The following is a 14,247-nucleotide window of genomic DNA, read 5'->3' as shown; positions in this document are numbered from 1 at the left end:
TTCTTCGTCCGTCCCCGCCGAGTCGGAGTCCCCCCTTGCCGCACGACACCTCCCCCGGGAGGACGACCCCCCGCAGCGCCCGTCCCGCGCCGCGGCACGGCCGGGGCCGGCGGCACGAGCGGCCGCTGCGCCCCGGCGACCCGCGCAGCGTCGGCGGCTACCGGCTGCTCGGCCGGCTCGGCGAGGGCGGCCAGGGCGTGGTCTACCTCGGCCGGGACGGCGACGGCGAGCCGGTCACGGTCAAGGTGCTGCGCGGCGGTCTGGACGCCGGTGAGCGGGCGCGGAGCCGCTTCGTCAAGGAGGCGGAGGCGGCGCGCAAGGTCGCCGGGCGGCACACCGCGCGGGTCCTGGACGCCGACGTCACCGGCGACCGCCCCTACATCGTCAGCGAGTTCGTCGAGGGCCCGACGCTGCAGCGGGTCGTGGACGAGGAGGGGCCGCTGCCGGCGCCGCGGCTGCGCAAGACGGCGCTGCGCACCGCCGGGGCGCTCGCCGCGATCCACCGCGCGGGCATCGTGCACCGCGACTTCAAGCCCGCCAACGTGGTGCTCGGCCCGGACGGCGCGAAGGTGATCGACTTCGGCATCGCCCGCGCCGCCGACGCGCTCACCCGCACCGAGCCGCTCACCACGAGCCCGGTCGGCACGCCCGGCTACATGGCGCCCGAGCAGATCGAGGACGAGCCGGTCGGGCCGCCCGCCGACGTGTTCGCCTGGGGCGCCGCGATGGTGTTCGCCGCGACCGGCCGGCCGCCGTTCGGCACCGGGCCCGGCGCGGCGGTGATGCGGCGGGTGACCTCCCGGCCGCCCGACCTCGGCGACATGGACGGGCCGCTGCGCGACCTGGCCGCCCGCTGCCTGGACAAGAACCCGGCGGCCCGGCCCACCGCGCCGCAGCTCGTCCGCGCGCTGCGCGAGGGGCAGGGCCCGGCGCCGCGGCCGCGGCCGACCCGCATCCCGCGCTACCGGTGGCGGATGATGCTGGCGCTCGGCGCGGTGATCATCGCCGGGTTCGTGCTGGGCGTGCTGTTCTAGCGGCGGGCGGCCCGTCCTTGCGGCGGGCTGCCTGTTCTTGCGGCGGGGCTGCGGCGCTCACCAGTGCGGCGGGCGCTCTTCCAGCAGCCGGTCGTCGTCATCGCCGCCGCCGCGCCACTCGCCCCAGCCGGTGTCGGTGTCGTCGGAGGTCTGGTCCGGCAGGATCTCCAGGTCGTCGCCCAGGTCGACCGGCCGGTCGTCGTCGGGTCCCACGGTCATGATCCCCATTGTCGGTCATCGGGCGCACTGCCCGCACCGTGATCCCCGGTCGCCGCCCGCCGGCCCTGATCAGACTGCCCGCCGGCCCTGGTCAGGCGGCCAGGCGGCGGGCGAACCCGGCGGCGTCGGCGAGCGAGTCGCCGGCCTCGGTGATCGCCCGGACCACCACGACCCGCTCGGCGCCCGCGTCCAGCACCTCGCCGAGGTTGGCGAGGTCGATGCCGCCGATCGCGAACCAGGGGCGGGGCTGGCGCTGCGCCGCCACGTACTCCAGCAGCTTCGGGCCGGGCGCGGGGCGCCCCGGCTTGGTCGGCGTGGGCCACACCGGGCCCGTGCAGAAGTAGTCCACGCCCGGCTCGGCGGACGCCGCGGACGCCTGCTCGTCGGAGTGCGTGGACCGGCCGATCAGCACGTCCCCGCCGACGATCTCGCGGGCGGCCGGCACCGGCAGGTCGTCCTGCCCGAGGTGCAGCACGTCGGCGCCGACCGCGCGGGCGACGTCGGCGCGGTCGTTGACCGCCAGCAGCGCCCCGTGCCGCTCGCAGGCCGCCCGGAACACCTCCAGGTACGCCATCTCCTGCCGGGCCTCCAGGCCCTTCTGGCGCAGCTGGACGATGTCGACGCCGTTGCCCAGGACCGCGTCCAGGAACGCGGGAAGGTCCCCTTGCCGCTCCCTCGCGTCCGTGCAGAGGTAAAGGCGGGCGCGGCTGAGCCGGGCGCGCAGCGCCACGGCCCGTTCGGTCGGGATGTGCCTGGACACGGTGGGGGAGGTTTCCTTTCGCGGGGCGGGCACGGGTCCGCGGGGCCACGCGCGATGGCGCGACCCCGCGGGTCGTTCGGTCGGGCGGTCCGGTCGGCCGGCGTCACCGGGAGGGCGGCGTCCGCTCCCCCGGGGACCGGCGTGGTCGGGTCAGAATGCCAGGGCCTGGGCGCGGCGGCGCACCTCGGTCCCCCGGTTCTCGCTGAGCGCCTGGACGGGCGTGCCGGGCAGCGTGTCGTCGGCGGTGAACAGCCAGCGGATGGTCTCGACCTCGCCGAAGCCGGCGTCCGACAGCAGCGTCAGCGTGCCGGGCAGGCCCTTGATGACCTGGCCGTCGCGGATGAACGCCGCGGGGACCATCGGTTCGCCGTCGCGGCGGACCGACAGCAGCTTGCGCTCGCTGATGAGCTGCTTGATCCGGCTGGTCTTGATACCGAGCCGCTCCGCCGTCTCCCGGAGCGAGAGCCAGTCGCCGGCGAGGGCGTCGGTGCGGGGGTCCAGTGCGCTGTCAACGGTTGCGTGCGTCTGGGTCACGCCTCCTTGCTACCACGCCTTCGGAAGCCGCAAACCCCCCTCGCAGCCGTTACCGCCGGTCACCGTCCGCTACCCGCGAACGGCCTGGCGGACGGCCACGTCCGGGTCCGCGACCGCCTCCGGATCGACCGGCGTCCCGGCGGCGATCACCCGCCTCGCCTGCACCAGGTCGCGGGGACGGTCCACGGTCAGGATCGCGTCGAGCCGGTCGCCGGTCAGCCACGCCACCGCCCACTTGCGGCCGGACGGATCGCCGCGGTGGACGAGCCGCTCCGAGCGCGCGTGGTTCCCGGCGTACTGCACCATGCGTCCGAACTGCTCGGACCAGAAGTAGGGGGCGGCGTCGTAGACCGCGTCCTGGCCGAGCAGGGCCGCGGCGGCGACGTCGGGGGCGTTGAGGGCGGTGTCCCAGTGCTCGACGAGCAGCCGCCGCCCGTACCGCTCCGACCACCAGGCGGCGCAGTCGCCGACCGCGACGACGTCCGGGCGGACGGTGCCGTCCTCGTCGTCCATGACGGTGCGGAACGAGCCGTCGGTGACGACGCCGCGCTCCAGCCGCAGGCCGGAGCCCTCCAGCCAGCCGAGCGCGGGCCGTACGCCGATGCCGACGACGACCTCGTCGGCGTCGATCCGCTCGCCGCCGTTCGGGCCGGCGAGGGCGAGCCCGCCGTGCTCGACCGCGGCGACCTTGACGCCGGTGCGAAGCTCGACGCCCGCCTCGGCGTACCAGGGGATGGTGAGCGCGCCGACCTCGGGGCCGATCGCCTGCGAGAGCGGGGTGTCGGCGGCCTCGACGACGGTGACGGCGCAGCCCTTCTTCGCGGCGGTCGTGGCGACCTCGGCGCCGATCCAGCCCGCGCCGACGATGACGATCCGGGCGCCCTCGGTGAGCCGTCCGCGCAGGTCGCGGGAGTCCTCGATGGTGCGCAGGACGTGCTGGCGGCCGTCGCCGGGCAGCGTGACGGGTTCGGCGCCGGTGGCGATGACCAGGCCGTCGAAGGGCAGGTCGCCGGCGGTGGACGCGACCGTGCCGCCCCCTCGGCCGTCCCTGCCCGGTGCGTCGAGGCGCAGGCCGGTGGCGCGCTCGCCGAGCAGCAGTTCGCAGCGGAGCGCGTCCCAGTCGGCGTCGACGGTCGTGTCGTCGGAGTCGCCCGCCAGCACGGCCTTCGACAACGGCGGCCGGTCGTAGGGCCGGTGCCGCTCCGCCGAGACGAGGGTCAGCGCGCCCTCGTACCCCTTGCTCCTCAGTGCCTCGGCGGCCCGCACGCCCGCCAGCCCGCCGCCCACGACGATCACCCTGTTCATGGGCGCCCACCCTAACGGGCCCGCCGGAGCGGATTTGGACTGGTGTCCAGACAGCTGCATCGCGGCCGGTGGTCGTAGGGTGGGGGACATAACGGCACGTGCAAACACAACCACGTGCACAACACAACAGGGCGCGGGAGTCCGGTACGACCGGGCTGAGAGGGCGGCTGACCGGGCCGCCGACCGCCACGACCTGATCCGGATCATGCCGGCGAAGGGAGCGCGCATTGCGGATCGTGATCATCGGGGCCGGGGTCATCGGCCTGGCCACCGCCTGGCGGGCCGCCCAGGGCGGCGCCGCCGTCACCCTGGTCGACCCGGCGCCCGCGAGCGGCGCGTCGTCGGTCGCGGCGGGCATGCTCACCCCGGTCAGCGAGCTGACCTACGGCGAGGAGCCGCTGCTGCGCCTCGGCCTCGCCTCCCGCGACCGCTACGGCGCGTTCGCCGCCGAGCTGGCCGAGGCCACCGGCCTGGACACCGGCTACCGCGACGACGGGACGCTCCAGGTCGCGTTCGACTCCGACGACCTGAAGGTCCTGGACGACCTGCGCGCCTTCCAGGAAGGGCTCGGGATCCCCGTCGAGCCGCTGACCGGCCGCGAGTGCCGCAAGGCCGAGCCGATGCTGGCGCCCGGCGTGCGCGGCGGCCTGCTCGCCCCCGAGGACGGCTCGGTCGACCCGCGCCGCCTCGCCCCGGCGCTGCTGGCGGCGGGCGAGCGGCTGGGCGTCCGGCTGGTGCGGCGGCGGGCGAAGGGCGTCGTGATCGAGCGGGACGCCGCCGCCGGGGTCCGGCTGGAGGACGCCTCGGAGATCCGCGCGGACAAGGTGCTGCTGGCCGCCGGGCCGTGGTCGGGCGACCTCGATGGCCTGCCCTCCGGGACCGTTCCACCCGTCCGGCCGGTCAAGGGGCAGGTGGTCCGGCTCCGCACGCCGGTGCCGTTCCTGCGGCGCACGACGCGCGGCGTGGTCAAGGGCTCGTCGATCTACCTGGTGCCGCGCGCGGACGGCGAGATCGTCATCGGCGCCACGCAGGAGGAGATGGGGTTCGACACGCGGGTCACCGCGGGCGGCCTGTGGGAGCTGCTGCGGGACGCCCGCGAGCTGCTGCCCGGCATCACCGAGCTGGAGTTCGCCGAGGTCAGCGCCGGCCTGCGCCCCGGCTCCCCGGACAACGCCCCGCTGATGGGCCCCACCGCGCTGCCCGGCCTCTACCTCGGCACCGGCCACTTCCGCAACGGCATCCTGCTGGCGCCGGTCAGCGCCGACGCGCTCGCCGCGATGCTGCTGGACGGGCCCGTCCCCGAGGTGGCAGCCCCGTTCTCCCCCGCCCGCTTCGCCCCCGAGCCGCAGTGATGAAGGCCGCAGTGATGAAGGTCGTGCAGTAATGAAGATCATCGTGAACGGAGAGCCGCGCGAGCTGCCCGACGGCGCGTCCCTGGCGCAGGCGGTCGCGTCCGTAACCACCGCCGCGTCCGGCGTGGCCGCCGCGCTGAACGACGAGGTCGTCCGGCGGTCGGCGTGGGAGGCGACGACGCTGCGCGAGGCGGACCGCCTCGAAGTGCTGACCGCGGTACAGGGAGGCTGACCGGTGACACATCGGACGACGAACGACACCGCGACGAACGACACCGCGGCGGACGCCCTGGTGATCGCCGGCGAGGAGATCGCCTCCCGGTTGATCATGGGCACCGGCGGGGCGCCCAGCATGCACGTGCTGCGCGAGGCGCTCACCGCGTCGGGGACGGCGCTGACCACGGTCGCGATGCGGCGGGTCGACCCGTCCGCGCGCGGCTCGGTGCTGGACGTGCTGACCGGGTGCGGCATCCGGGTGCTGCCGAACACCGCGGGCTGCTTCACCGCCGGCGAGGCCGTGCTGACCGCGAAGATGGCGCGCGAGGCGCTCGGCACGAACTGGGTCAAGCTCGAAGTGATCGCGGACGAGCGGACGCTGCTGCCTGACCCGATCGAGCTGGTGGAGGCCGCCGAGCAGCTCGTCGACGACGGCTTCGTGGTGCTGCCCTACACCAACGACGACCCCGTGCTGGCGCACCGGCTGGAGCAGATCGGCTGCGCGGCGGTCATGCCGCTCGGCTCGCCGATCGGGTCGGGGCTCGGCATCCGCAACCCGCACAACATCGAGCTGATCGTCGAGCGGGCGGAGGTCCCGGTGATCCTGGACGCGGGGCTCGGCACCGCGTCCGACGCCGCACTCGCCATGGAGCTCGGCTGCGACGCGGTGCTGCTCGCGACGGCCGTGACCCGCGCCCAGTCCCCCGCCCGGATGGCGGCGGCGATGCGGCACGCCGTCGAGGGCGGGCGGCTCGCCCGGCTGGCCGGCCGGATCCCCAAGCGCCGCTACGCCCAGGCGTCCTCGCCCTTCGAGGGCCTCGCCTCCCTCTGACCTCACTGAAGCATCGCTAAAGCTTCGGCTGAAGAAATATTCGCTGGACCTGAACGATGGGCGTCCCCAGACTGAGGGGCGTCCACCGGACGGGGACGGCCCGCAACCGCGCGCCATCGTTCGGTGTTCAGGGAAACGTTCCGAACCTAAGGTGCGCCACATGCAACAGGACAGCTCCCGGCCGGCGGGCATCGACCGGCTCGCCGTCGCGGCGGCGGCCGTCACGGTCGTGCTGTGGGCCTCGGCGTTCGTCGCCATCCGCAGCGCCGGCGAGGACTACGGCCCCGGGGCCCTCGCCCTCGGCCGGCTGCTCTCCGGGACCGTCGTGCTCGCCGCGATCTGCCTCGTCCGGCGCGAGGGCCTGCCGCCGAAGGGCGCCTGGCCCGGCATCGTCGCGGCGGGCGTGCTGTGGTTCGGCGCCTACATGGTCGCGCTGAACTGGGGTGAGCGGCTCGTCGACGCCGGCACCGCGGCCCTGGTCGTCAACATCGGCCCGATCCTCATCGCGCTGCTCGGCGGCTGGCTGCTGAAGGAGGGGTTCGCGCCCCGGCTGCTGGCCGGCATGGCGGTGTCGTTCGCGGGCGCCGCCGTCGTGGGGCTGTCGATGTCCGGGGACGGGAGCGCCTCGGTCGGCGGCGTGCTGCTGTGCCTCGGCGCCGCCGTGACCTATGCGTTCGGCGTCGTCAGCCAGAAGCCGGCGCTCCGGCACGCCTCGCCGCTGCAGTTCACCACCTGGGCCTGCGCCATCGGCGCGGTCGTCTGCCTGCCGTTCGCGCCGCAGCTGGTCTCGCAGGCCGCGGACGCCCCGGCCGGCGCGACCCTGAACATGCTCTACCTCGGCGTCTGCCCCACCGCGATCGCCTTCACCACCTGGGGATACGCGCTGGCCCGCACGTCCGCCGGGAAGATGGGCGCCACCACCTACGCGGCGCCCGCGCTCGTCGTGGCGATGTCATGGCTGTTCCTCGACGAGGTGCCCGGCCTGGTCACGCTCGCCGGCGGCGTCCTGTGCCTGGCCGGAGTCGCCGTCTCCCGCAGCACCCGCGCCCTCCGCCGCCGCCCGGCGCCCGCGCCCGCCCCCGCGGAGCCCGCCGGATCCGACCCGCGGCTCATCGATGCTCATACTCCCGACTGATGAGAACACCCGTCATTCGCCCGTAAACTCGCACCGATGGACACGTCGGTTGCAGATCCACTCGTCGGGCAGGTGCTCGACGGGCGCTACCGCATCGAGTCGCGGATCGCGCGCGGCGGCATGGCCACCGTGTACATGGCCCGCGACATCCGGCTGGACCGCACGATCGCGATCAAGGTGATGCACGCCGGCCTCGCCTCCGACGAGGACTTCGTCGCCCGCTTCATCGGCGAGGCCAAGGCCGCCGCGGCGCTCTCCCACCCCAACGTCGTCGCCGTGTACGACCAGCGCTCCGACGGCGAGCACGTCTTCCTGGTGATGGAGTACGTCCCCGGCCGGACGCTGCGCGACGCGCTCACCGAGCTCGGCCGGCTCGGCCCCCGCTCCGCCCTGGAGATCATGCAGCCGGTGCTGGCGGCCCTCGGCGCCGCCCACCGCGCCGGGCTGGTGCACCGCGACGTCAAGCCGGAGAACGTGCTGATCTGCGAGGACGGCACGATCAAGGTCGCCGACTTCGGGCTCGCCCGGGCCGAGACCGCGAGCAAGATGACCAAGACCGGCATGATCATCGGCACGGTCGGCTACCTCGCGCCGGAGCAGGTCCTGGCGGGCAGCGCCGACGTCCGCTCCGACGTCTACGCCGCCGGGATCATGCTGTTCGAGCTGCTCACCGGCCACCTGCCGCACCAGGCAGACACGCCGCTCGCGGTCGCCTACAAGCACGTCAACGAGGTCGTCCCGCCGCCGTCCAGCGCCGTGCCGGGCATCCCGCGGCGGGTGGACGAGCTGGTCACCGACGCCACGGCGCACGACCCGTCCCGCCGACCGCAGGACGCCAACCAGTACCTCGCCGAGGTCGCCGAGGTCTTCGGCGGGCTGCCGCGCGACTTCGACCGCCGGATGGAGGAGGCCTCCCGCAACGCCACGAGCATGCTGGAGTCGCCGCCCGCCGCGCCGCCGCAGGGCCACACCGCCGTCCTCGACGCGAGCACCCTGCCGCCCGAGACGCTCCCGGTGGGCCACGCCCCGCGCTCCCGCACCGACCGGGCGCTCGGCGCGCTCACCGGCAAGTACGTCCTGATCGCCATCGGCGCCGTCGCCGCGGTGATCCTCGGCTGGGCCGTCTGGTACCAGACGTCCGGCCAGTACGACCACATCCCGTCCCAGATCATCGGGATGAAGGTCGCGGACGCCCAGCGCGAGCTCGACGGCGACGGCCTCGACGTCCGCGTCGCCACCGCCGTCTACGACGACCACGTCCACAAGGGCATGGTCGCCAAGAGCGACCCGCCCGCCGGGGCCCGCATCGCCAAGGGCGAGACCGTCACGCTGACACCGTCCAAGGGCATCACGCCCCGGGAGGTCCCGGACGTGTCGGGCAAGTCGCTCGACGACGCGAAGCAGACCCTGCAGAGCAAGGGCTTCACCGTCGGCAAGACCAGCACGTCCCCGTCGCAGACGGTCGCCAAGGACAAGGTCATCGGCACCGACCCGGACGCGGGCGCGAAGCAGTCCCCCGACAAGCCGGTGAACGTCATCGTCAGCAGCGGCATGTCCATGCCGAACGTCCTCGGCTCGGACGGCGACGCGGCCGCCAACCAGCTGCGCTCCATGGGGCTCAACGTCAAGGTCGAGAAGAAGAAGGTCGACGGCAAGCCCGCCAACGCGGTGGTCCGCCAGGACCCGTCCGAGGGCACCGGCGTGTCCCGCGGCGACGACGTCACCATCGTCGTCAACAAGCGCGACTGCGTCGTGGACGCCGGCCCGTTCCACTTCGGGTGCAACGACGGCGACCAGCAGCAGAACATCCCCGTCCCGAACGTGACCGGGCGCAGCGTCGGCGACGCCAGGAAGGCCCTGGAGGACTCCGGTTTCCAGGTCAACGTCACCGGCTTCGGCGGCAACACCGTCCGGCTGCAGAGCCCGAACGGCGGCGAGGCCCCGCGCGGCTCCACCGTCACCCTGGTGAAGGGCCCCTGACCGGCTCGGACGGCCCGCCGCGGCGGCTAGGCTGAAGGACCTATGACCGCACCGCAGAGCCCCGTCGGGGCGCATGTTCCCGTGGCCGGCGGGCTCGCCACCGGCGGCCTGAAGTACGCCGCCGAGATCGGCGCCGAGGCGATCCAGGTGTTCGTCTCCAACCCGCGCGGCTGGGCGCTGCCCGAGGGCAGGCCCGCCGAGGACGCCAGGCTCCTCGAACGCACCGACGTGCCCGTCTATGTGCACGCCCCGTACCTGGTCAACTTCGGCTCGCCCAGCGAGGAGACCCTCGCCAAGTCGGTCGCGACCGTCCGGCACTCGCTCGTGCGGGGCCGCGCCATCGGCGCCCGCGGCGTCGTCGTGCACACCGGCTCCGCCGTCAGCCAGACCTACGACGAGGCCATGGCCCAGGTCCACGAGCACGTGCTCCCGCTGCTGGAGGAGATCCCCGAGGACGGCCCGGACCTCCTCCTGGAGCCGATGGCGGGCCAGGGCAAGATGCTGTGCGCCAGGGTGCGGGACCTCGGCCCCTTCTTCGACCGGCTCGAGCACCACCCGAAGCTCGGTGTCTGCTTCGACACCTGCCACGCGTTCGCCGCCGGCCACGACCTCGCCGCTCCCGGCGGCGTCAAGGACACGATGGACGAGCTGGCCGCCACCGTCGGCGAGGGCCGCCTGAGGCTCGTCCACGCCAACGACTCCAAGGACGCCTGCGGCTCCGCCAAGGACCGCCACGAGAACATCGGCGCGGGCCGGATCGGCGAGCGCCCCTTCGCCGACCTCCTGAACCACCCCGCCGCGGCCGGCGTCCCCTTCATCATCGAGACCCCGGGCCGCGCCCCCGAACCCCACGCCAAGGACATCACCACCCTCAAAAACCTGAGAGCCGACTAAGAAGGAACCCCGACCGGCTCATCAGCCACAACGAACAGCCAGACGATCGTCCGTAACCCAGGCCGGCAACAACCTCAACGTTGCGATCGCGTGCGAAGCCAAGTTCGAGCTTGCGAGAACTTGATCGCGCAGCGAGGCCCCCAGGGCCGAGTCGGAGCGATGCTGCGATCGCCGCATTGCCCGCCGAAGGGAAGGCGCCCCAGCGCCTGACCGCCAAGGGCAATGCAATAAATAGGACTCGGGCGCCGCTGAACAACCCCCCGACTGTTCAACGACGCCCGAGCCACAGGTCGTCGGGTCCCACCCCCCCGGTACGGGACCCGGCGACTCACGATCCGGCGTTCGACTGGCGTCCGCCGGATCTCCGGATTTGCTTTTGTGGGAGGTCTCGCGGTGGTGGACGGTGGGTGCCGTCCGTTCCGTCCGCCCGCTCCTCCGAAGCGGTGTGGCGTGTGGTGCCACTGAGAACACTAGAGGTCTGATGCCTCCGATCGTCACCCGGCAAGCACAAGGCTCGGTAAACGGTTCGTAGTCATAGATGTGCGGAGAGTAGTTGGACGGCGAGCGGTCGGTTTCGCGGGACGAGCGGTCGGGGCGACATCTAGGAACGGTCCACATGACGGTGAGCGGTTTCGAAGGAAATTCACCGGACGGCGTTGTGTCCGTTTAGCCGGGTTCTCAGTGGGCGGTGGCGTGTTCGGGAAGGTGCAGCCGGGCCATGGCGCCGTCCGCCCGGCGCGGGACGCGGCGCCGGGTGAGCAGCGACACCGCGATCATGGCGGCGAACGCGGCGGGGGCGACCGCGAGCGTGGGCTGGGCGAGCAGCGCCGCGGCCCAGCCCGTCCGCGGGGCGGACGCGAGCCGTGCGACGCCGGCGGCGACGGCGAGCTCGCCGCCGGCGACCAGGCCGGCGCAGGCTCCTGCGGCGGTCAGCCCGCGCCACCAGATGCCGAGGACGAGCAGCGGGCACAGCGAGCACGCCGACACGCACAGCGCCGTGGTGACGAGGTCGGCGGCGTCGCGCGGGCCGATGCCGGGGAGCACGGCGAGCGGCGCGGCCAGGGCGAGGACCACGCCGATCCGGAAGGCGGTGACGCCGTCCTGGTGCCGCATCCGCTGGGTGACCGTCCCGGCGATGGCCATGACGAGGCCGCAGGAGGTCGAGATGAACGCGGCGAACGCGCCGGCGGCGACGACGCCGGTCATCAGGGCGCCGGCGAGGCCGGGGGCCGCCCGGCGCGGGAGCAGCAGGATGGTGGCGTCGATGTCGCCGGTCATCAGCAGTTCGGGCGTGTAGAGGCGGCCGAGCGCGCCGTGGACGGCCGGGAAGACGTAGAACAGGGCGAGCAGGCCCGGGACGAGCGCGGCGGTGCGGCGCGCGGCCCGTCCGCAGGTGTTGGTGTAGAAGCGCATCAGGATGTGGGGCAGCCCCATCGTCCCGAGCAGGACGCCCAGCAGCGTCGAGTAGGTGGTGTAGACGCCGTGGCCGGCAGGCTGGCCGAACGGGGCGGGCCACGCCCCGTCCTGCCGGGCGGGCAGGCGTTCCGCGCGCGGGACGGCCGCGCCGCGCGGGAACACCAGCTCGGTGCCCGCGCCGATGGTGTGGCGACCTGCGGGCAGCGGTACCGCGGCGGCGTCGTAGCGGGCGCCGTCCACGCGTCCCGTGGTGGTGACGGTCACGGCGGCGGGAACGATCACTGCGGTTCCGGTCCGGACGTGGACGTGCGTGGCGTGCGCGAAGCGCATCGGCCGGTCCGTGGTGGAGGCGTGGGCGTGCCAGCAGGCCAGCAGTGCGAAGGCGGGCACCGCGACGGCGAGCAGCTTCACCCAGAACTGCACGGCCTGGACGGCGGTGATGCCGCGCATGCCGCCGGACGCGACGAGGGCGAGCGCCACCACGACGATCACCGCCCAGCCGGCCCAGACGGGCGCGCCGGTCAGCACCCGCAGCGTCACGCCGGCGCCCTGGAACTGCGGCAGCAGGTAGAACCAGCCGACGAAGCAGACGCAGCAGGTGACGGCGCGCCGCACGGCCCGCGACCCGAGCCGCCATTCGGCGAAGTCGGAGAGCGTGTAGGCGCCCGAGCGGCGCAGCGGGGCGGTCACGAACGCCTGCAGCAGCACGTACCCGGCGGTCGCGCCGATCGGCAGCCACAGCATGTCGGCGCCGTAGGCGAGGACGAGCCCGGCGGTGCCGAGGTAGGCGGCGGCGGAGAGGTACTCGCTGCTGATGGCGGTGGCGTTCCACAGGGGGCTGACGCCGCGGGAGGCCACCAGGAAGTCGGCGGGGGTGCGGGCGGCGCGGCGGGCGTGCAGGCCGAGCGCCGCCGTCAGCGCCAGCACGACGGCCAGGGCGGTGAGCGCGGCCGGCACCGCCGGGGCGGTCACGAACGGCCCGCCGGCCTCGTGAGGTCGCGTTCGGCGCGTTCGGCGCGGCGCAGATGCAGGAGGGCGGCGAGCATCCACAGCGGCTGGACGACGAGGAGCGGCAGCAGCCACGACAGCGGCACCCCGAACGCCCGGATCCGGCCGAGCCCCGGCGCCAGGACGGGCAGCGCCGGTAATACCGCCGTCACGACCAGCACGATCGCAGAGGTCTGCACGGCGATCCGCAACTGAACCCGCACAAGCGCCCGCACATCGTCCGGCCGAGGCACCTGCTCGGCCAGGTCACCCAGATCAACAAGGTCGACGGGAACCACCGGATCGGCCGTTACCCCCGCGACTTTCGAGACCGCGGGGACTGCCGGAACGGGTGGCCCTGGCGGACCCGAGGCGACGGACGGGCCAAGGCTTGCGGTGGCGGCAGGCGCGACCGGGCCAGCCGAGCCGGACGGGTCGGGCGGGCCTGGCGGTCCGGGCACGGCCGACGGGCCCCGGCTCGCGGCGGCGGGGGGCCCGGTCAGGTCGGGCGGACCTGGCGAGACGGATGCGGCGGACGGGCCGGGACCCGCGGTGGGGGCGGACGGGCCGGGGCTCACGAGGGCGGCGGGGGCGCCCGGGCCGGTATCGGGCGGGTCGGGGTCCGGGGCGTCCGGGCCTGCGGGGTCGGGGGTGGCGGCTCCGGCCCCCGCCTGCCGCGTCCCGGTCGGCCGCGTTGCGTCCACCTGTGTCGCGTCGTTCACGCTTGCTCTCTCCATCCGTGCTTCCTCCGGCGTCCGGGCGCCGGGACGGGGGCCACCGTCCGGCGGTGGTCAGTCGTGGCCATGGCCGCCGCCGTCCGGCGCGTGGTGGAACTTGCGCACGAGGAGGTCGCGGACCTCGCGGGTGTGGCGGCGGCTCACCGGCAGCAGCGCGTCGCCGATCTGCACGGCGGCCCGCCCGCCGTCGAAGCGCAGCTCGGTGATGTGCGCGGACGCGACGAGCGTGCTGCGGTGGATCCGGATGAACCCGGCGGCCTCCCACCGCTTGGTCAGCGCGGTCAGCGGCATCCGCACCAGGTAGCCGCCGTCGGCGGTGTGCAGCCGGACGTAGTCGCCCTGCGCCTCCACGTGGGTGACGGTCCGCCGCGACACCAGCCGGGTGCGGCCGCCGAGCTCGACGGGGATCATCTCGTCGTCGGCGCCGGCGTCGGGGGCGTCCTCGCCCGGCGGCCCCGTCAGGCGCGCGGCCTGCGCGACCCGCCGGACGGCCTCGGCGAGCCGCTCGGGCCGGACCGGCTTCAGCAGGTAGTCGAGCGCGCCGAGCTCGTAGGCGGTGACGGCGCAGTCGTCGTGCGCGGTGACGAACACCACGTGCGGGGGCGCGGCGAAGCCGGTCAGCAGCCGGGTGAAGTCCAGGCCGTCGAGCCCGGGCATCCGGATGTCCAGGAACACCGCGTCCAGGCGCTCGCCCTCGACGAGCATCCGGCTCAGGTCGCGCAGCGCGGACGAGGCGTCCTCCGCGCCGGTGACCCGCCCGATCCTCGGGTCCTCGCGGAGCAGATGGGTCAGCTCCTCCAGGGCGGGGCGTTCATCGTCGACGGCCAGGACGTGAAGCATGATGGC

The 14,247-nt window shown here is 74.4% G+C and carries 14 protein-coding genes and 1 riboswitch; of the genes, 7 read left to right on the top strand and 7 right to left on the bottom strand.

What is annotated here, in order from left to right; genetic code table 11:
• The first annotated feature begins 35 nt into the window (after positions 1-35).
• On the top strand, positions 36-1,034 hold the full coding sequence (locus tag ABD296_RS23410) for a serine/threonine-protein kinase (RefSeq protein WP_344270774.1): 999 nt from the start codon (positions 36-38) through the stop codon (positions 1,032-1,034).
• Positions 1,035-1,091: 57 nt separating this feature from the next.
• Here ABD296_RS23410 and ABD296_RS23405 read toward each other — a convergent pair whose 3' ends face one another.
• From ABD296_RS23405 to ABD296_RS23390, 4 genes are all read right to left on the bottom strand, one after another.
• Positions 1,092-1,253: a hypothetical protein gene (locus tag ABD296_RS23405; protein WP_344270771.1), complete on the bottom strand. Its 162-nt coding sequence runs from the start codon at positions 1,251-1,253 to the stop codon at positions 1,092-1,094.
• 91 nt (positions 1,254-1,344) lie between these two features.
• The gene (thiE, locus tag ABD296_RS23400; RefSeq protein WP_344270769.1) at positions 1,345-2,013 is read right to left on the bottom strand and encodes a thiamine phosphate synthase; all 669 of its coding nucleotides are present in this window, start codon (positions 2,011-2,013) and stop codon (positions 1,345-1,347) included.
• A 150-nt stretch (positions 2,014-2,163) separates the two neighbouring features.
• Positions 2,164-2,547, bottom strand: coding sequence for an Rv2175c family DNA-binding protein (locus tag ABD296_RS23395; protein ID WP_344270767.1), 384 nt, complete (start codon positions 2,545-2,547; stop codon positions 2,164-2,166).
• 69 nt (positions 2,548-2,616) lie between these two features.
• A complete protein-coding gene (locus ABD296_RS23390; RefSeq protein WP_344270765.1) occupies positions 2,617-3,852 on the bottom strand; it encodes an NAD(P)/FAD-dependent oxidoreductase in 1,236 nt (411 codons plus the stop codon).
• A gap of 123 nt (positions 3,853-3,975) precedes the next feature.
• Positions 3,976-4,089: riboswitch (TPP riboswitch) on the top strand.
• Between ABD296_RS23390 and thiO the strand changes: the two genes are divergently transcribed.
• The 6 genes from thiO (at position 4,080) to ABD296_RS23360 (ending at position 10,261) form a co-directional block, all read left to right on the top strand.
• Positions 4,080-5,204 (top strand): glycine oxidase ThiO, encoded by a 1,125-nt coding sequence (gene thiO, locus ABD296_RS23385; RefSeq protein ID WP_344270763.1) that lies wholly within the window; start codon positions 4,080-4,082, stop codon positions 5,202-5,204. Its footprint overlaps the riboswitch before it by 10 nt.
• Before the next feature lie 31 nt (positions 5,205-5,235).
• A complete protein-coding gene (gene thiS / locus ABD296_RS23380) occupies positions 5,236-5,436 on the top strand; it encodes a sulfur carrier protein ThiS (RefSeq protein WP_344270761.1) in 201 nt (66 codons plus the stop codon).
• Positions 5,437-5,439: 3 nt separating this feature from the next.
• Positions 5,440-6,252 (top strand): thiazole synthase, encoded by an 813-nt coding sequence (locus ABD296_RS23375; protein ID WP_344270759.1) that lies wholly within the window; start codon positions 5,440-5,442, stop codon positions 6,250-6,252.
• Between the two features lie 160 nt (positions 6,253-6,412).
• Positions 6,413-7,387, top strand: a complete 975-nt coding sequence (locus ABD296_RS23370) for a DMT family transporter (RefSeq protein ID WP_344270756.1) — start codon at positions 6,413-6,415, stop codon at positions 7,385-7,387.
• Between the two features lie 36 nt (positions 7,388-7,423).
• Complete coding sequence (gene pknB, locus ABD296_RS23365) at positions 7,424-9,367, top strand: Stk1 family PASTA domain-containing Ser/Thr kinase (RefSeq protein WP_344270753.1); 1,944 nt, start codon at positions 7,424-7,426, stop codon at positions 9,365-9,367.
• Between the two features lie 42 nt (positions 9,368-9,409).
• Positions 9,410-10,261 (top strand): deoxyribonuclease IV, encoded by an 852-nt coding sequence (locus ABD296_RS23360; protein ID WP_344270750.1) that lies wholly within the window; start codon positions 9,410-9,412, stop codon positions 10,259-10,261.
• A gap of 678 nt (positions 10,262-10,939) precedes the next feature.
• Here the strand turns inward: ABD296_RS23360 and ABD296_RS23355 are convergent.
• The 3 genes from ABD296_RS23355 to ABD296_RS23345 form a co-directional block, all read right to left on the bottom strand.
• Entirely contained in the window at positions 10,940-12,649 is a 1,710-nt protein-coding gene (locus ABD296_RS23355; protein ID WP_344270747.1) for a sodium:solute symporter family transporter, read from the bottom strand.
• Positions 12,646-12,864 carry a hypothetical protein gene (locus ABD296_RS23350; protein ID WP_344270744.1) on the bottom strand — a complete coding sequence of 73 codons (219 nt, stop codon included), beginning with the start codon at positions 12,862-12,864 and terminating at the stop codon, positions 12,646-12,648. Before ABD296_RS23350 ends, ABD296_RS23355 begins: the two co-directional genes overlap by 4 nt.
• Positions 12,865-13,455: 591 nt before the next feature.
• Positions 13,456-14,241, bottom strand: a complete 786-nt coding sequence (locus tag ABD296_RS23345) for a LytR/AlgR family response regulator transcription factor (RefSeq protein ID WP_344270741.1) — start codon at positions 14,239-14,241, stop codon at positions 13,456-13,458.
• Positions 14,242-14,247: the final 6 nt, after the last annotated feature.

This window comes from Actinomadura napierensis, assembly GCF_039529375.1.
GTDB classification, from domain to species: Bacteria; Actinomycetota; Actinomycetes; order Streptosporangiales; family Streptosporangiaceae; genus Spirillospora; species Spirillospora napierensis.
This window is presented reverse-complemented; position numbering and strand designations above follow the sequence as displayed.